We start from the raw sequence: 16,890 nt of genomic DNA, 5'->3' as shown, positions 1-16,890 counted from the left end.
AACTGCTAGGTTCAAACGACAAGTCCTACACGCTTTTCAAATAAGGACCACCGGCAGCCTTCAACAAGCGCTCTCGGGTCAGTGACCAAGGAACTGGGGAGTTGCCATGTCCACGCTACCACGAGCTCCGGCATTGCTGCTGGCCGCTTTACTGTTGCCCGCATTTGCTGCCGAGGCCGATAACGCCGAGACCGCCAACAAGAGTAACAACCCGCTCAACCTGGCACCGGGCGTCAACCTGCAGGATTACTACACCCCCAGGTTGTACGACACCCATGCCCATACCAATGACCTGCTGCTGCGCGGCGCGCTGCCCATTGCCCCCTCGGACTTTATCGGCGTGCCGCAGTTGCTGCGCGCCACCCTGCCCCTGAGTACCCGGCCCGATCCCCATCGCGGCTACAGCACCGGCATCGGCGACCTGAACTTGTTCGATATCTTCCTGCTCAAGACCGAGGGCGTGCAGTTGGGCATCGGCCCACAACTCACCGCACCCACTGCCGAGCACGACGAACTGGGCACCGGCAAATGGCAGGCCGGCCTGGCGGCCGTGGCCATCGACGCCTCGCCCCGTGGCCTGCTGGGCGCGCTGGTGCAGTACCAGAGCTCGTTCGCCGGCGACCGCGACCGCGCCCATGTGGAAAGCGCGACCCTGCAGCCCTTTATCATCCATAACCTACCCAAGGGCTGGTACCTGCGCTCCACCGGCACCTGGACCTTCGACCTGAAGAACGACACCCACTACATCCCCATCGGCCTGGGTGCGGGCAAGGCGTGGAAGGCCGGCAGCAATATCCTCAACGCCTATGTCGAGCCGCAGTGGACAGTCGCGCGCAAAGGCGATGGCTTGCCGCAGTTCACCCTGTTCGCCGGGATCAACGTTACCTTCGGAAAATAAGGACATTGCCATGCGTCTGCTGTTTCGTAGCGCCACGTTAAGCCTGCTCGCCCTGGCCATCAGTCATGGCGTGCACGCCCAGACCCTCGACACCCGCATCGGCCCGATTACCATGGAGGGCGAATTGCCCGCCCACAGCGAAATCGCCAAGCTGTATGGCGAACTGGATTTCCAACAGGCCACCCAGAGTTTTCTCTGGGCCTTGCCACTGGTGTCCTACGCCCAATGGCAGGATGAATTCAGCACCAAGCTCGGTGCGCGCAGTGGCGACCTGATGGTGCTCAATACCTACGAAGACAAGCTCGGGGTGATCACCGCCAATGCCACCACCCCCTATATCCTGGGGTTTGTCGACCTCAACCAGACCGGCCCGCTGGTGATCGAGTTGCCTGCGGGGCCGACCGCCGGCGGCATCGGCGACTTCTGGCAGCGGGCAATCATCGATATGGGCCAGACCGGCCCGGACCAGGGCAAAGGCGGCAAGTACCTGGTCCTGCCACCAGGCCACGAACCACCGGCCGATGCAAACAAGTATTACCTGGCCAAGTCAGAAACCATGAACGTACTGGTGGGCTTTCGCGTGCTCGACCCCGACCCAGCCAAGGGCAAGGCCCTGGTCGAGCAGTTCAAGATGTACCCCTACGCCCAGCGCGCCACCCCCGGTAAGACCCGCTTGCTGTCGCCCGCAGGCAAGCCGTGGTCCGGCACCCAGCCACGTGGTATGGCGTACTGGGAGCGACTGCACGGGATCATCCAGAAAGAGCCAGTCAACGAACGCGACCGTTTCTACATGGCCATGCTCGCCAGCCTTGGCATCGAGAAAGACAAACCGTTCAACCCTAACGAGCACCAGCGCCAGGCCCTGGAGCAAGGCGCGCAAATGGGCGAGCTGATCGCCAAGGCCAACGCCTTCGCCAAACGCTTCCCCCAGGCCCAGTACTGGCCGGACCGCCAGTGGGATACGGTGCTGAACATCGCCGAGCCCTCCCAGCGCGTGGCCTTCTACGACCAATTATGGGAGCGCAGCGCCTGGTTCTATGAAGCGGTGACCAACACCAAGGGCATGGTCTCCAAGACCCCAGGCCTGGGCCAGACCTACCTCGGCGCCTACACCGACCAGCAGGGCCAATGGCTGGACGGCGCCAAGCACTACACGCTGCATGTGGGCGCCAACCCACCGGCCAAACAGTTCTGGTCGATGACCGTGTACGACATCGACAGCCGCTGCCTGATCGACAACCCACAACGCAAGGCCGACCTGTCCTCACGCCAGGACCTGAAGAAAAACCCCGACGGTTCGGTGGACTTGTACTTCGGCCCCACCGCGCCAAAAGGCTTCGAGAACAACTGGGTGCAAACGCTGCCGGGCAAACACTGGTTCAGCTACTTCCGCCTGTATGCCCCTACCGAGGCCTACTTCGACAAACGCTGGAAGCTCAACGACATCACCCCTGTTCCCTGACGCTAAAGGAAGGACGCCCCCACATGATTGCAAAACCGACACGCCTGCTGTTGGCGAGCCTCTCGATACTGCTGAGTACCGGCGCCTGGGCGGACTTTACCGCCTCCCCCAGCGAAGCCCGGGCCATTGCCAAGGAAGCCTACCTGTATGGCTTCCCGGTGGTGGAAATGTACAAGACCCTCTACACCCAGGCGGTGGACAAGGGCGGCGCCAACTTCAAGGCGCCGTTCAACCACATCGGCAACACCGCCAAGGTGTTCACGCCCAAGGACACGGCCTTTGTCACGCCCAATTCGGACACGCCCTACTCCTTTGTCTGGCTGGACCTGCGCCGCGAACCAATGGTGTTGACCCTGCCGAAAATCGAGGACACCCGCTATTACTCCGTGCAGTTGATCGACCTCTACACCCAGAATTTCGCCTACCTGGGCACCCGCAGCACCGGCAACAACGGCGGGCACTACATGGTCGCCGGGCCCGACTGGCAGGGTCAGCAACCGCTGGATGTGGACCGCGTGGTCTACAGCGAAAGCAACATCGCCTACGCCCTGTATCGCACCCAGTTGTTCGATGACAAGGACCTGGCCAAGGTCAAGCAGATCCAGGCCGGCTACAAGGTCCAGCCCCTGAGCGGCTACGTCAAACAGGCCGCGCCGGCCAAGGTGCCGCAGATCGAGTGGCCCAAGCCGGTCGCCGAGATGAGCGACAGCCCGCAGTTGTTCCGCTACCTGAACTTCATGCTGGCCTTCGCCGCCCCCCAGGCCAGTGAAAAAGAGCTGCTGGCACGCTTTGCCAGGATCGGTATCGCCCCTGGCGCGCCGTTCAAGGTCGCCCAGTTGAGCGCCGAACAACGCAAGGCCCTGGAGGACGGGATCGCCGACGGCAAGGCCGAGTTTGCCAGGTTCAAGAAAGACAAGATCGACACCCATCAAGTGGCCAGCGGCGACCTGTTCGGCAGCCGCGATCACCTGCAAAACAACTACCTGTACCGCTACGCCGGTGCCGACATGGGGATTTTCGGCAACTCCACCGATGAGGCCGCCTACATGGGCTACTTCGTCGACAGCGAGGGCAAGCCGGCCAACGGCGCCAAGCACAGCTACACCCTGCACTTTGCCAAGGGCCAACTGCCACCCGCCGACGCGTTCTGGTCGCTGACCCTGTACAACGGCAAGAACAAGCTGTTGGTGGAGAACCACAAGAAACGCTACCTGATCAACTCGCGGATGCTGCCCCAGCTCAAGCTCGATGCCGATGGCGGCCTGACGCTCAAGGTCCAGCATCACGAACCGCCCAAAGCCGAGCAAAGCAACTGGCTGCCGGCACCACCCGGCCCGTTCTATGCCGTACTGCGCATTTACCTGCCCAAGCCTGAGGTGGGTAACGGCCAGTGGAAACTACCGGCGCTGACCCCGGTGAAATAACCGCCCAGACACCCCTGACATCAGGTCCAGACAAGGAGTAGCGCCATGGTTTCACGCAGTCGACTGAGTGCATTCGCCGCCGCCACGCTGGCGCTGGTGCCAGGGATCAGTGTTGCGGACAATGCCAGGGATTGGCAGAACACCCCTACCGACCTGAATATGCTGTTCGGTTACTACAACCGGGTGGACACCAACACCCCCATCGATACCACCCTGCCTCTCGATGGTTTGTCGCTCAACGCCGATGTGTACCTGTTGCGCTACGCGCGCACGTTCGGCATCGACGGGCGCAACAGCGCTCTCCAGCTTATCCAGCCTTATGCCGATGTGTCGGCGTCCTTCGACAACGCACGCTTCTTCGATGGCACCAAACACAACGGCGGCATGGGCGATGCCCAGGTGGTGTTCGCCCATAACATCTTCGGCGGCCCGGCCCTCACAGCCGAGGAGTTCGCCAGCTGGCAACCCGAGACCTTCCTGACCGGCGCCGTATGGCTCACCGTGCCCACCGGCGACTATGACAAGGACCGCGTAATCAACATCGGCGCCAACCGCTGGGTGGTCAAGCCGGAACTGGGCTTCGGCACACCGTTCGGCCCCACGTGGCTGGAGATCAATACCTGGGTCTCGCTGTTTGGCGACAACGACGAGTACCACGGCAACAGCAAGCTGGAACAAAAACCGCTGTATGCCATCGAGGGTCACTACAGCTACACCATCAACCGCGCCCTCTGGGCGTCGCTGGATGCCACCTACAGCCGGGGCGGCGAAAGCAAGATCGATGGCATCTGGCAGGACAACAAACAGGAAAACGGCCTGCTGGGGGCGAGCCTGGGCTTTATGCTCACGCCGCAATTCGGTGGGCTGCTGGCCTATTCCGACACCATCGCCGAACGCCGCGGTTCGCCCGACGTGAACACCTGGACCTTGCGTATGCAATACGTCTGGTAGTGGCTTTTTCAGGTGTCGGTCATCGCCAATGGCGTGGTCGCCGCCCCAGGTGCTCCTTTGCCTCAAGGACGATTGTGATGACAGCACTCAACGATCTAAACGCCCTGCAAGCCAGCATCGCCGAAAGCGTGCTGGGCCAGGCCCCGGTTATCCGGCAGATCCTCCTGGGCCTGCTGGCCAACGGGCACTTGCTGCTGGAAAGCCTGCCGGGGCTGGCCAAGACCCGCACGGTCAAGGCCCTGGCCAGGCACCTGGACGCGAAGATGAGCCGGATTCAGTTCACCCCCGACCTGCTGCCGTCGGACATTACCGGCGCCGAGGTGCTGCACCAGGTAAACGGGCAGAACCAGATCCGCTTCCAGCCCGGCCCCTTGTTCGGCAACCTGATCCTCGCCGATGAAATCAACCGCGCCCCGGCCAAGGTCCAGGCTGCCCTGCTCGAAGCCATGGAAGAGCGGCAAATCACGGTGGCCGGCGCCAGCCACCCGCTGCCCGAGCTGTTTATCGTGGTCGCCACCCAGAACCCCATCGAACAGGAAGGCACCTACCCGCTGCCCGAAGCACAGATGGACCGTTTCGTGATGAAAATCCTCCTCGACTACCCTAGCGCCGCCGATGAAAGCCAGGTGCTGCGCTTGCTGCGGGCCGAAGAACAGGCAGGCGACGCCCCTGTCACTCAGGGCTTCAACCTGGCCCAAGAAGTGATCTTCGCCGCCCGCCGGGAAGTCAGCGCCGTGCAGGTCGCGCCGGCCATCGACCGCTACCTGATCGACCTGATCAACGCCACCCGCCATCCCGGCGACTACGACCCGGACCTGGCGCGCTGGATCAGCCTGGGGGCCAGCCCCCGTGGCGGCATCGGCCTGGACCGTTGCGCACGTGCCGACGCCTGGTTGCAGGGCCAGGCCTTCGTGACCCCGGCCAATGTGCAAGCGGTGCTGCACCCGGTGCTGCGCCACCGCCTGCAACTGAGCTACGACGCGGTGGCCGATGGGGTCGGTGCCGATCAGGTGCTCGACCGCCTGCTGGCCAAAGTAGCGATCCCGGCATGAACGCCGACGGCCTGGTCTACGTGGCCCTCGGGCAGTTGATGGCCCTGCAGTTCCAGGCACGGGGCTTGAGCTTTGTGGCGCGCCAACCCCGGGGCAGCCTCCTGGCGGGCAACCATGCCTCACGCCTGCGCGGACGCGGCCTGAACTTCGACGAGCTGCGGCGCTATCAGCCCGGCGACGACCTGCGCCACCTTGACTGGCGCGCCTCGCTGCGCACCGGCAAGCCGGTGGTGCGCGCCTTTACCGAAGAGCGCGATCGCCCGGCCTTGATCGTGGTCGATCAGCGCATGTCGATGTTCTTTGGCTCGGTACGCAGCTTCAAATCGGCGCTCGCCGCCGAACTGGCCGCGCTGGCCGCGTGGATGGTGTTCAATGCCGGCGACCGGGTCGGCGGCGTGGTGTTCAACGATGAGTGCATCGACGCTGTGGCCCCGTTGCGCAGTCGCCAGCGGGTCGAGACCCTGTGCAGCCGCATCGTGCAACACAACCAGGCGCTCAACGCGCGCAACCCCGACCATGAAGGCGACGGGCAACTGGACAAGGTCTTGCAGCAGTGCCTGGCCCTGGCCGGGCATGACCATTTGATCTGCCTTGTCAGCGACTTTGCCGGCGCCGGGCCGCGCACCCTGCAACTGCTGCGCCAGCTGTCGGCCCATAACGATGTGCTCGCCCTGCAGGTCTACGATCCGCTGGCCCTTAACGTGCCCACACGCGGGCAACTGCGCGTGACCCAGGGCCAGTTGCAGGTGGAGTTGGCCGTGCACAAACAACAGGTGCGCCAGCCCCTGGGGGACTTTCTCGGCGGGCGCCTCAAGGATGTCGCCAGCCTGTTGCGGCGCAGCCAGGTGCCCGTGCTGATGTTCAGCAGCGCCCTGCCCGCCGCCGAGCAATTGCGCGCCGAACTGGGCAGGCGCCGTTGAACACCCAGGTGCCGAGCATCGAACAGCTGCAAGAGCTGGGCTTGCCCGCGCCCGTCAGCTACTGGCCGCAGACCTGGGGCTGGTGGCTGCTGCTCGGCCTGCTGGTCCTCGGCCTGCTGGTGTGGGCGGCCAGGGCCTGGCTGGCGTGGCGGCGCAATGCCTATCGCCGCGAGGCCCTGGCGCGCCTGGAGGCGCTGGAGGATCTACGGGAGCTGCCGGTATTGCTCAAGCGCGTGGCGCTGTCGATGCCCCTTACCCCCGAGGAACGGCAGCGCGTGCCGACCTTGAGTGGCGCCGACTGGCAAGCCTTCCTGCAACGCCATGGCGCTGCGCCGGTGCCGGCCGACCTTAGCCGGCAACTGGCCGAGCTGGCTTATGCCCCGGCCGACGCGCTGTCCGCCGAACAGCGCACCCGCCTGCTGGCCCACTGCCGAACCTGGGTGGAGGGGCATCATGTGGCAGCTTGATTACCCCTGGTGGTTGCTCCTGCTGCCCTTGCCCTGGCTGGCCTGGCATTACCTGCCCGCCTACCGCGAGGCCCGCAGCGCGGTGCGGGTGCCGTTTTTTACCGGTATGAGCCGGGCAGTGGGCCAGGCCCCGGCAGCCAGCGACAGCCGCAGCAATCGCCGGCAACTGCTGCTCAACCTGCTGGTCTGGGCCCTTCTGGTGCTGGCCGTGGCCCGCCCGGTGTGGGTGGAAAAACCCATCGAACGCCAACAGCCGGTGCGCGACCTGATGCTGGCCATCGATATTTCCCAATCCATGCAGACCCAGGACTTCACCGATGCCAACGGCCAGAAGACCGACCGCCTGGCCGCGGTCAAACAGGTGGTGCAGGGGTTTATCCAACGGCGCAAGGATGACCGCCTGGGCCTGATCCTGTTCGGCAGCGGCGCCTATCCCCAGGCCCCGCTGACCCTGGACCATGCCAGCCTGGCGCTGCTGCTCGATGACAGCAGCATCGGCATGGCCGGCCCCAACACCGCGATTGGCGATGCCATCGGCCTGAGCCTGAAGCTGCTGGACGCGGCCCACGAGCAGGAAAAAGTGCTGATCCTGCTCACCGACGGCAACGACACCAGCAGTGCGATCACCCCGGACCACGCCGCCAGCATGGCCGCGGCCAAAGGCGTGGTGATCCATACCATCGGCATTGGCGACCCCGGTGCGTCGGGCGAAGCCAAGGTCAACCTGGGCGCCTTGCAGCAGATTGCCCAGGCCACCGGCGGGCGCTATTGGCGCGCAGAAAACCGCGACACCCTGGAACAGGTCTACACCACCCTCGACCAGCTCACGCCCCATCAGGTACAGACCTTGAGCCACCAGCCCAAGCGCGATCTGTTCTGGCTGCCGTTGACTGCCGCCCTGGGCCTGTTCGCCGTGTATCACCTGATCGCCGCCGCCTGGTCGTACCGTCCCCAACGGGAGGTGCCCGATGGCGTTCAACCTCAATGACTTGCACTTCCTGCGCCCGGCCTGGCTGTTGCTGGCGCTGGTCGGCGTGCTGCTGCCCCTGCTCTGGCGGCGCAACCGCGACCTGCAACGCCGCCTGCGCGGCACTATCGCCCCGCACCTGTTGCCGCACCTGCTGCTCACGCCCAGCGATCCCCAGCGCCTGCGCCCGGTGCATCTGGCCAGTGCGTTGCTGGTGCTCGGCGCCCTCGCCGCTGCCGGGCCGACCTGGGAGCAGGATCGGCCGGACTTCCTGGAAAACCGTGCGCCGTTGATCATTGCCCTCGACCTGTCCCCGTCCATGGACAACATCGACGTGCCGCCCAGCCGCCTGGAAGCGGCCAAGCACAAGGTGCATGACCTGGTTGCGCGGCGCCAAGGCGCAAGAACCGCACTGATCGTGTACGCCGGCAGCGCGCACCTGGTGTTGCCGCCCACCGATGACCCGGCGTTGCTGGACAGCTTTATCCAGGCCCTCGGCAGTGACCTGATCACCCGGCCAGGCAAGGATGTGGCCGGGGTGATCGAGCAAGCCAGGCGCCTGCTGGACGCGGAAAAGTCGCCGGGCACCCTGCTGCTGCTCAGCGACGGCGCCGACCTCACCCAACTGCCCCGGCTCAAGCCCCTATTGGCCGACAGCCCACTGCAAGTGCTGGTACTGGCGGTAGGCAGCAACCCCGGCAGTTTTGACGCGCCCGCCCTCAAGCAACTGGCTGGCGCCACCGACGCGCCGCTGGGCAGCCTGACCCTCAATGACGACGATTTGGACTGGGTGCAGCTGCATGCCCAACAGCACTTCCGGGCGAGCGATGAACAACAGCGCGCCCTGCAATGGCAAGACGCTGGCTACTGGCTGTGCTGGCCGCTATTGCTGGTGGCGCTGTTGGGCGTGCGCCGCGGCTGGAGCCTGAACTGGGCCGCCGTGGTGATGCTGGGCCTGTTCCTGCAACCGGCGCAGGTTAAGGCCAATGGGTTGGTCGATGCGTTTCTCAGCGCCGATCAACAAGGGCGCTGGGCCTTCGAGCACCACCACTACCCTGCTGCCGCCCGCCTGTTTATCGACCCGTACTGGAAGGGCATCGCCGCCTATAACGCCGCCGACTATGACCTGGCCCTGGCCACTTTCGCTCAACTCGACAGCGCGCAGGCAGCGTTCTACCAGGGCAATATCCAGGTGCGCCGCTTCAAGTTCGACCAGGCCATCAGCGCCTACCAGCAAGCCTTGCAGCGCCAGCCACAGTTCCCCGAGGCCCGCGCCAACCTGGCCTTGGCCATGGCCCTGAAACAAGACACCGAAAGCGCCGCCGCCAACGCGCCCGAGGTCAAGCCCGATGCGATCCAGTTCGACAAGACGCCCGGCAAGGGCCAAACCAAGGCGGTGCAGACCGAACAGGCCAGCAATGACGCCCTGTGGTTGCAGAACCTGAGCACCTCGCCGGCCAACTTCCTGCGGCGCAAATTCAGCCTGCAAGACCAGGGGGGTGCCCATGAATAAGCATGCCCTGCTCGGCCTGCTGTTCTGCACACCGCTCATGGCCGGCGAGCCGCAACTCCAGGTGCACGTGCAACTGCTGCCCGGCCCGGCAGTGAGGGTGGGCGAGCAGGCACAGTTGCAGGTGGACGTGCTGACCGACACCTGGTTCACCGCCGCCGTCAGCCTGCCCGCCCTGCAACTGCCGGGGGCGCGGGTCGAGGCGCCGGGGGGCGAGGCCGAGCACCTGACCCAGGTGATCGACGGCCAGACCTTCTATGGCATGCGCTATCGCTACCGCATCACCCCCAGCGTGGCGCAGGATTTCAGCGTGCCGTCCCTGGCCATCCGCGCGCAGCCCGGCCAGGCCAGCGCGCCCCTGACCGCCCACAGCACGCCACTGGCGTTCAAGGCCACGCGGCCACCCGGTTTTGCCCCCGGTGAACCGTTGCTGGTGGCCGAAGGGCTGCGCCTGAGCCAGAGCCTCAGCACGTCGGCCACACCGTTGAAAGTGGGCGACAGCCTGACCCGCACCCTCACCTTGCAGGCCGACAACACTCCGGCGCTGTCATTGCCGGCACCGCTGCAAGTGGCGATTGCAGGCTTGCGCGCTTACCCGCAGACACCCGCCATCGGCAACCTGGACGACGGGCGCGGCACGGTCACTGGCGGCCAGCGCGTGGATCGCTGGGTGTACCGGGTCGAACAGGGCGGCCATTACCAACTGCCGGCCATCCGCGTGAAGTGGTGGGACAGCCGCAACCAGCGCCTGCAAGTGGCGCAACTGCCCGCCATTAGCGTCGAGGCCCTGGCCAGCAGCGACTACCGCCCGACCTTTTCCATCGCCCAGGACCTCAAGGACCTCGGCCAGCACACACGCTGGCAACTGTCGCGCCACGCCCTGGCCTGGAGCGCGACGCTGGTGCTGCTGGCATTGGCCGGCTACCTGGGCCGCCAGTGGTGGCCACGGTTGCTGCCACTGTGGCGACATGCCTGGGCCACAGTGCGCCGGGTCTGTCGTCAACTACGCTTGCAACCACTCAACCCTCGCCGTGAAAAGGATTTCCCATGACCTCTGTGCGCCGCACCCTGCCCCTGCTGCTGGGCCTGAGCTTTGCGGCATTGGCCGCCGACCCGTTGCCGTCGTGGCATGCAGGCCCGAACAAACAGCACATCATGGAATTCGTCCAGGCCGTGACCACCGAAGGCTCGACGGACTACGTCAAGCCCACCGAGCGCATTGCCGTGTTCGACAACGACGGCACCCTGTGGACCGAGCAACCGGCCTACTTCCAAGTGCTGTTCGCCTTCGATGAAATCAAACGCCTGGCGCCCCAGCACCCGCAATGGAAAACCACCCAGCCGTTCCAGGCCGTGCTGGAAAACGACCACCAGGCCCTGGCCCAGAGCGGCATGGACGGCCTGCTGAAAATCATCGGCGCGACCCATACCGGGATCAGCACCGAGACCTTTATCGCCAATGCCAAGGCCTGGCTGACCCAGGCCCGCCATCCCAAAACCGGCAAGCCCTACACCGAGATGATCTACCAGCCGATGCTAGAAATGCTCGACTACCTGCGCAGCCAGCAATTCAAGACCTACATCGTGTCCGGTGGCGATACCGCATTTATGCGGGCCTTTGCCGAAGTGGTCTATGGCGTGCCGCCGGAACAGGTGATCGGCAGCACCTTCGTCACCCGGTTCCAGATCAGCGACGGCACGCCGCAGCTCCTGCGCACGGCCAAGCTGGCCCATAACGACGACGGCCCGGGCAAGCCGGAAAGCATTGATGCGGTGATTGGCCGGCGGCCGATCCTGGCGTTCGGCAACTCCGACGGCGACTTGCAGATGCTGCAATGGACGGCGGCAGGTGCAGGCAAACGTTTTATGGGCCTGGTGCACCACACCGATGCCACCCGCGAGTGGGCCTATGACCGTCACTCCCAGGTCGGGCGCCTGGACAAGGCCCTCGATGAAGCCAGGACAAAGGGTTGGAACGTGGTTGATATGGCGGCCGATTGGCGGCGTATCTACCCGTTCGAGCCGGTTGTGCAAAAGCAGGTGCAATAAGCAAAGACGTCGCGATGGACTGTAGTAAACGTTGGTCGCAGCAGTGCGACTCAAGCCGATATAGGAGCAGGTCTTATGACTCGCATAGGTAAGTGGCTACCGAAACTGGCCCTGGTGGCGGTTTCAGTGATGGGGGGTGGGGCAACAGCCCTGGCCGCCGAAAAACCGAATATCCTGGTGATATTCGGCGATGACATCGGGCAAACCAATATCAGCGCCTATTCCATGGGCGTGGTGGGCTACAAGACGCCGAACATCGACCGTATCGCCAAGGAAGGCATGATATTCACCGACTATTATGCGGAGAACAGCTGCACCGCCGGGCGCTCATCCTTTATCACCGGCCAGACGCCGTTGCGCACGGGCTTGTCCAAGGTCGGCATCCCCGGTGCAGCGGTGGGCTTGCAGAAGCGCGACATCACGATTGCCCAGGCGCTCAAGTCCCTGGGTTACGCCACCGGGCAATTTGGCAAGAACCACCTGGGCGACCGCGATGAGTACCTGCCCACCAACCATGGCTTTGACGAGTTCTTCGGCAACCTGTACCACCTCAATGCCGAAGAAGAACCGGAACGCCCGTACTGGCCCAAGGACGACGCCGCCTTCGTCAAGGCCAACACCCCGCGCGGGGTGATCCACAGTTTTGCCGACGGCAAGATCGAAGACACCGGTGCCTTGACCACCAAGCGCATGGAAACCATCGACGACGAAACCACTGCTGCCGCCCAGGCGTTCATCAAGAAACAGGCCGAGGCCGACAAGCCGTTCTTCGTCTGGATGAACACCACGCGCATGCACGTGTTCACCCACGTACGCGACTCGATGAAGGGCCAGAGCGGCATGCCCGGCAACGAGTACGCCGATGGCATGCTGGAGCACGACGGTGACGTCGGCAAACTCTTGCAGACCCTCGACGACTTGAAAATCGCCGACAACACCATCGTGGTCTACACCTCCGATAACGGGCCGAACCAGTTCTCGTGGCCGGACGCGGCGACCACGCCGTTTCGCAACGAGAAGAACTCCAACTGGGAAGGCGCCTACCGGGTGCCGGCGATCATTCGCTGGCCGGGCAAGATCAAGGGCGGCGAGGTCTCCAACGAGATGGTCTCGGGCATGGACTGGTTCCCGACCCTGCTCGCGGCAGCCGGTGACGCGCAAGTCAAAGACAAACTGCTCAAAGGCTGGGCCCCGGTGGCGGGCGGCGCCAACTTCAAGGTGCACCTGGACGGTTTCAACCAACTGCCGTACCTGACCGGCCAGCAACCCAAGGGCGCACGCAACGAGTTCTACTACTTCAACGACGACGGGGTGCTGGTGTCGATGCGCTTCGACAACTGGAAAGTGGTGTTCTGCGAACAGCGCCAGCCGGGTGGTTTCCGGGTCTGGAGCGAGCCGTTCGTGTGCCTGCGGGTGCCGAAGATCCTCAACTTGCGCATGGACCCGTACGAGCGGGCGGACGTGGTGTCTGACCAGTATTACGACTGGAGCACCAAGAACGTGTACCTGGCGGGCGTCGCGGTGACCAAGTCGGCGGCCTTCCTCGAAACCTTCATCGACTACCCGCCCAGCCAGAAACCGGCGAGCTTCAGCATCGACCAGATTCGCGCGGCGGTGGATGCGAAGATTGCCGAGAAAATGAAGGCGGCACCGGCGCAATAAAAAGTGGGAGCGGGCTTGCCCGCGATGGCAGTGGATCAGCCACCTAATACATTGACTGACACTCCGCTATCGCGGGCAAGCCCGCTCCCACACAAGCCTGCCCCACACCAAACCCAGTTTCCATCTGGCCTCTTCGCCAGTTCTGCAATGGTTGTTCCCTTTGAACAAGGCAATCTGCAATGTCTTCACGCACAGCCAGCCAACCCCTGGCCCAACTCCAGGCCTCTACCCTTCTGATCCCCGCCCTGCTGCTGTTTATCTCCGGCAGCGCCGCCCTGGTGTACCAGGTGCTCTGGATCAAGCAGCTGTCACTGGTGGTCGGGGTCGAGGTCTATGCCATCACCACCGGGATCAGTGCTTTCTTTGCCGGGCTGGCCCTGGGTAGCTGGCTGTTTGGTCGCTGGGCCGATCGGCTCGCCCGGCCACTGCTGCTGTACGCGGTCTTGGAAATACTGGTCGCCGTGCTCGGGGTCAGCGCCACGCTGGCCCTGGGCATGGCCGCCAGCCCGTTTGCCTGGCTGGAACAACGCATCGGCCTGTTGGCCTGGGTCCTGCCCTTCGCCCTGGTGGGCCTGCCTGCGCTGTTGATGGGTGGCACGCTGCCGGTGCTGGTGCGCGCCCTCAATGTCGATGCCAAGGACCTGGGCCAGGCCGGTGGCCGGCTGTATGCGGCCAACACCGCCGGGGCCATCGTCGGCACCTTGCTTACGGCCTTTGTGCTGATCGCCACCTTTGGCGTGCGCGGCAGTGCCCTGGTGGCTGCCCTGCTCAACCTGCTCGCCGCCGTCGGCGCCTTGTTGTACGTGCGTCATCGTGCAACGTCGCTCAGCGTTCCGTCCAAGACCCGGCCGGCCCGCCTGGCGCTGGTGCTGTACGCCATCGCCGGTGGCGTGGCCCTGGGTTACGAAGTGGTCTGGTCGCAGTCCATCGTGCAGTTCATGAGTACCCGTACCTATGCCTTTGCCGTGGTGCTGGCGACTTACCTGGCCGGGCTGTTTATCGGCAGCCAACTGATGGCGCGCCGGGTCGCACGCCTTCGCGATCCCTGGGGCGTCTTCGGCCTGCTGATCGCCGGGGCCGGGCTGGTGGCCCTGCTGGAAATCGCCCTGCTGGGCCGGTGGCTGGTGCTGTTGCAAACCCAGGCCGAAGCGCTGGTACTGAGCCTGGGTGGCAGCCAATTGCCGGGCATGAGCGCACGCTTTGCCATGGCCGCCCTGTGCATTGTGTTTGTGCCCACCCTGTTGCTCGGCGCGGCGTTTCCCCTGGCGCTGCGCCTGAGTGTGGGCGGCGCGCATATAGGCCGGGAGGTGGGCGCGGTGATGGCGTTCAACACCCTGGGCGGGATTGTCGGGGTGATGCTCTGCGGCTTTGTGCTGATCCCCTGGCTCGGCCTGGTGCGCACCCTGGGCCTGCTGGCGGTGATTGCCGGCGTGGTGGGTTACATCGCGGTGCGCCGTGGCCATGGGGTGAAAAAAGGCCGGCGCCAGGCAGTGGCGGCTCTCGGCCTGCTGTCATTGGCCGTGGCCCTGCTGACCCCGGTCGAGCGCCTGGCCAACCTGCTGCCCGGCGCACGCAATGCCAGCCTGGCGTTCTACCAGGAAGGCCGTGGCGCGACGGTCGCGGTGGTCACCCAGGGCCAGGGCGCGCGGGCCTTTCAGCGCCTGTATATCCAGGGCGTGTCCAATACCGGCGATGCCATGCCGTCCCTGCGCTATATGCGTATCCAGGCCCTGCTACCGTTGCTGATCCATAACGCCGAGCCCCGTTCGGCGCTGGTGATCGGCTTTGGCACCGGCATCACCGCCGGCGCACTGTTGCGTTATCCGGGGCTGGAACACCGGGTGGTCGCCGAGTTGCTGCCCGCCGTGGTGCAGGCGGCGCCGCTGTTCAAGGGCAACTACAACGCCGCCAGCGATCCCGGGGTGCAGGTGCGCTTGCGCGACGGGCGCCAGGAACTGCTGCGCAGCCCCCAGGCCTATGACCTGATCACCCTGGAACCGCCACCGCCCTCCGCCGCCGGCGTGGTCAACCTGTATTCGCGCGACTTCTACCAACTGGCCGCACGACGCCTGGAAAAACACGGTCTGCTGGCCCAGTGGCTACCGCTACCGACGCAGAACATCGAAGACTCGCAGTCACTGGTGCGCAGCTTCCTCGATGTGTTCCCGTACGCCACGCTGTGGACCAGCGAGTTCCACGAGATGCTGTTAGTCGGTTCCCTGGAGCCGATCGAGTTGGACGCCGCGCGCATTCGCCAGCGCTTTGAGCAAGCCCCGGTACGCAGCGCCCTGGCCGAGGTCGGCATTGATTCGGCGCCGACCCTGTTGGCAACCTGGGTCACTGATCGCAATGGGCTGCAGCGTTTTGCCGGGCAGGCCCTGGCCGTCACCGATGACCAGCCGCGCATCGAATATGCGCCGTGGGTGCGCAGCCAGGAGATCAAGCGGGTGTTGCCGGCCTTGCTCGACTTGCGGGTGCCGGCGCCGTTGCTGAATGCCGATGCGGCCTTCTTGCGGACCCTGGATGCCGAGCAGCAACGCCTGATGCAGTTCTACCGCGCCAGCCTGCACGCCTATGACGGTGATCGTGCAGCCTGGAGCCGGGATATCCGGCAGGTGTTGCAGGGGGATGGGGCCAATCCGTATTACCGGTGGTTTGTCGGGGATTGACTAAACCGGCATACCATCAGCCTATTGGTGTGGCGAGCGGGTTTACCCACTCGCCACAACCACAACAAGCCTGCGCGCGTTATTTGGCCTTGAACTTGGCGTAGGACTGATGCAAATCCGCCGCCCAGCCATCGATCACACCCTTCACATCCGACGCTTTCATCACCTGGCTGTCATTGTCCAGGGGCTTGCCGGTGCCTTTGCGCACAACCTGGGCAATCACCCGCCCATTGTCGCCATCGAGAAACTGCGCCTCGGTGCCCAGGGTGGTTTCCTGGTCGCGAATCCCGGTGCCGGTACTCACCGCAGCGGCCACCAGAGCCACCGGGATGTACTCATAGGGCTTGAGGCTTTCGGTCTTGCGGCTGACTGCGGTGATCGCCGCCCGGACCACAATCACGCCCGGGCCCGGGGCGTTGGCCAATGGCAGGGACTTGACCAGCTCACGCTTGAGCGCCTGGTTGTAGTACTCGTTGATGCTACGCAAGGTGTCTTCGGGGATTTGCGCCGTGGCCTGGGGCTTGGGGAAGAATTGGGTCGGTTCGATATACACCGAGGTGTAGCGGTTCAGATTCAGCTTGGGATCGACCCAGCGCATCACCTCTGCGCCCGATGGCGACTTGGCTTCCTTCAAGTGGCTGTAGTCCGAAAGAAACCCGGAATACTCGTCCGGCTGGGGGACTTTACTTGCACAGCCAGTCACCCCGAGTGAGGCAATACACAGCGTGCTGATCATTAGCCCTAGCTTCATTGGTGCGACTCCTTGGTATTTATCATCAAGACGTGAATTAACAGGTATAGCCAACTCGGGAAAAATAGCCTATTGGCACACTACTCGTGTGCTTTTTTTGTACCTCGA

At 64.3% G+C, this 16,890-nt stretch carries 14 protein-coding genes; 13 read left to right on the top strand and 1 reads right to left on the bottom strand.

Features of this window, described 5'->3' with window-relative positions; genetic code table 11:
- Nucleotides 1-106 precede the first annotated feature (106 nt).
- The 13 genes from AC07W7_RS08975 to AC07W7_RS08915 all read left to right on the top strand — a co-directional run bounded on the left by AC07W7_RS08975 (nt 107) and on the right by AC07W7_RS08915 (nt 16,031).
- The gene (locus AC07W7_RS08975) at nt 107-898 is read left to right on the top strand and encodes a hypothetical protein (protein WP_236309541.1); all 792 of its coding nucleotides are present in this window, start codon (nt 107-109) and stop codon (nt 896-898) included.
- A gap of 10 nt (nt 899-908) precedes the next feature.
- Nucleotides 909-2,360 (top strand): DUF1254 domain-containing protein, encoded by a 1,452-nt coding sequence (locus AC07W7_RS08970; RefSeq protein ID WP_495039145.1) that lies wholly within the window; start codon nt 909-911, stop codon nt 2,358-2,360.
- 23 nt (nt 2,361-2,383) lie between these two features.
- Nucleotides 2,384-3,784: a DUF1254 domain-containing protein gene (locus AC07W7_RS08965; RefSeq protein ID WP_495039144.1), complete on the top strand. Its 1,401-nt coding sequence runs from the start codon at nt 2,384-2,386 to the stop codon at nt 3,782-3,784.
- Nucleotides 3,785-3,829: 45 nt separating this feature from the next.
- Complete coding sequence (locus AC07W7_RS08960; RefSeq protein WP_169901585.1) at nt 3,830-4,735, top strand: transporter; 906 nt, start codon at nt 3,830-3,832, stop codon at nt 4,733-4,735.
- Between the two features lie 77 nt (nt 4,736-4,812).
- Nucleotides 4,813-5,787 carry an AAA family ATPase gene (locus AC07W7_RS08955; protein WP_495039143.1) on the top strand — a complete coding sequence of 325 codons (975 nt, stop codon included), beginning with the start codon at nt 4,813-4,815 and terminating at the stop codon, nt 5,785-5,787.
- Complete coding sequence (locus AC07W7_RS08950) at nt 5,784-6,707, top strand: DUF58 domain-containing protein (RefSeq protein ID WP_495039142.1); 924 nt, start codon at nt 5,784-5,786, stop codon at nt 6,705-6,707. Before AC07W7_RS08955 ends, AC07W7_RS08950 begins: the two co-directional genes overlap by 4 nt.
- On the top strand, nt 6,704-7,174 hold the full coding sequence (locus AC07W7_RS08945) for a DUF4381 domain-containing protein (RefSeq protein WP_076960830.1): 471 nt from the start codon (nt 6,704-6,706) through the stop codon (nt 7,172-7,174). The genes AC07W7_RS08950 and AC07W7_RS08945 overlap by 4 nt, the downstream gene beginning before the upstream one ends.
- Entirely contained in the window at nt 7,161-8,162 is a 1,002-nt protein-coding gene (locus tag AC07W7_RS08940; RefSeq protein ID WP_495039141.1) for a vWA domain-containing protein, read from the top strand. Before AC07W7_RS08945 ends, AC07W7_RS08940 begins: the two co-directional genes overlap by 14 nt.
- Nucleotides 8,143-9,654, top strand: coding sequence for a vWA domain-containing protein (locus tag AC07W7_RS08935; RefSeq protein ID WP_495039140.1), 1,512 nt, complete (start codon nt 8,143-8,145; stop codon nt 9,652-9,654). Before AC07W7_RS08940 ends, AC07W7_RS08935 begins: the two co-directional genes overlap by 20 nt.
- Nucleotides 9,647-10,702 carry a hypothetical protein gene (locus AC07W7_RS08930; RefSeq protein WP_495039139.1) on the top strand — a complete coding sequence of 352 codons (1,056 nt, stop codon included), beginning with the start codon at nt 9,647-9,649 and terminating at the stop codon, nt 10,700-10,702. Before AC07W7_RS08935 ends, AC07W7_RS08930 begins: the two co-directional genes overlap by 8 nt.
- A complete protein-coding gene (locus AC07W7_RS08925; protein ID WP_495039138.1) occupies nt 10,699-11,700 on the top strand; it encodes an HAD family hydrolase in 1,002 nt (333 codons plus the stop codon). Before AC07W7_RS08930 ends, AC07W7_RS08925 begins: the two co-directional genes overlap by 4 nt.
- A gap of 75 nt (nt 11,701-11,775) precedes the next feature.
- A complete protein-coding gene (locus tag AC07W7_RS08920) occupies nt 11,776-13,362 on the top strand; it encodes an arylsulfatase (protein WP_076960825.1) in 1,587 nt (528 codons plus the stop codon).
- A 179-nt stretch (nt 13,363-13,541) separates the two neighbouring features.
- On the top strand, nt 13,542-16,031 hold the full coding sequence (locus AC07W7_RS08915; RefSeq protein WP_495039137.1) for a spermidine synthase: 2,490 nt from the start codon (nt 13,542-13,544) through the stop codon (nt 16,029-16,031).
- A gap of 79 nt (nt 16,032-16,110) precedes the next feature.
- On the opposite strand, the gene AC07W7_RS08910 is transcribed toward AC07W7_RS08915, so the two are convergent.
- Nucleotides 16,111-16,782 (bottom strand): DUF3313 domain-containing protein, encoded by a 672-nt coding sequence (locus tag AC07W7_RS08910; protein WP_076960823.1) that lies wholly within the window; start codon nt 16,780-16,782, stop codon nt 16,111-16,113.
- Nucleotides 16,783-16,890 lie beyond the last annotated feature (108 nt).

Source organism: Pseudomonas sp. GW821-FHT01D09, assembly GCF_059422465.1.
Note: the sequence above shows the minus strand (reverse complement) of the source record. Positions and strands in the feature narration are given on the sequence as shown.

Excerpts from the sequence above, each read along its gene's own strand:
- AC07W7_RS08975 (WP_236309541.1), top strand. The coding sequence starts at position 107 with ATGTCCACGCTACCACGAGCTCCGGCATTGCTGCTGGCCGCTTTACTG.
- AC07W7_RS08970 (WP_495039145.1), top strand. The coding sequence starts at position 909 with ATGCGTCTGCTGTTTCGTAGCGCCACGTTAAGCCTGCTCGCCCTGGCC.
- AC07W7_RS08965 (WP_495039144.1), top strand. The coding sequence starts at position 2,384 with ATGATTGCAAAACCGACACGCCTGCTGTTGGCGAGCCTCTCGATACTG.
- AC07W7_RS08960 (WP_169901585.1), top strand. The coding sequence starts at position 3,830 with ATGGTTTCACGCAGTCGACTGAGTGCATTCGCCGCCGCCACGCTGGCG.
- AC07W7_RS08955 (WP_495039143.1), top strand. The coding sequence starts at position 4,813 with ATGACAGCACTCAACGATCTAAACGCCCTGCAAGCCAGCATCGCCGAA.
- AC07W7_RS08950 (WP_495039142.1), top strand. The coding sequence starts at position 5,784 with ATGAACGCCGACGGCCTGGTCTACGTGGCCCTCGGGCAGTTGATGGCC.
- AC07W7_RS08940 (WP_495039141.1), top strand. The coding sequence starts at position 7,161 with ATGTGGCAGCTTGATTACCCCTGGTGGTTGCTCCTGCTGCCCTTGCCC.
- AC07W7_RS08935 (WP_495039140.1), top strand. The coding sequence starts at position 8,143 with ATGGCGTTCAACCTCAATGACTTGCACTTCCTGCGCCCGGCCTGGCTG.
- AC07W7_RS08930 (WP_495039139.1), top strand. The coding sequence starts at position 9,647 with ATGAATAAGCATGCCCTGCTCGGCCTGCTGTTCTGCACACCGCTCATG.
- AC07W7_RS08925 (WP_495039138.1), top strand. The coding sequence starts at position 10,699 with ATGACCTCTGTGCGCCGCACCCTGCCCCTGCTGCTGGGCCTGAGCTTT.
- AC07W7_RS08920 (WP_076960825.1), top strand. The coding sequence starts at position 11,776 with ATGACTCGCATAGGTAAGTGGCTACCGAAACTGGCCCTGGTGGCGGTT.
- AC07W7_RS08915 (WP_495039137.1), top strand. The coding sequence starts at position 13,542 with ATGTCTTCACGCACAGCCAGCCAACCCCTGGCCCAACTCCAGGCCTCT.
- AC07W7_RS08910 (WP_076960823.1), bottom strand. The coding sequence starts at position 16,782 with ATGAAGCTAGGGCTAATGATCAGCACGCTGTGTATTGCCTCACTCGGG.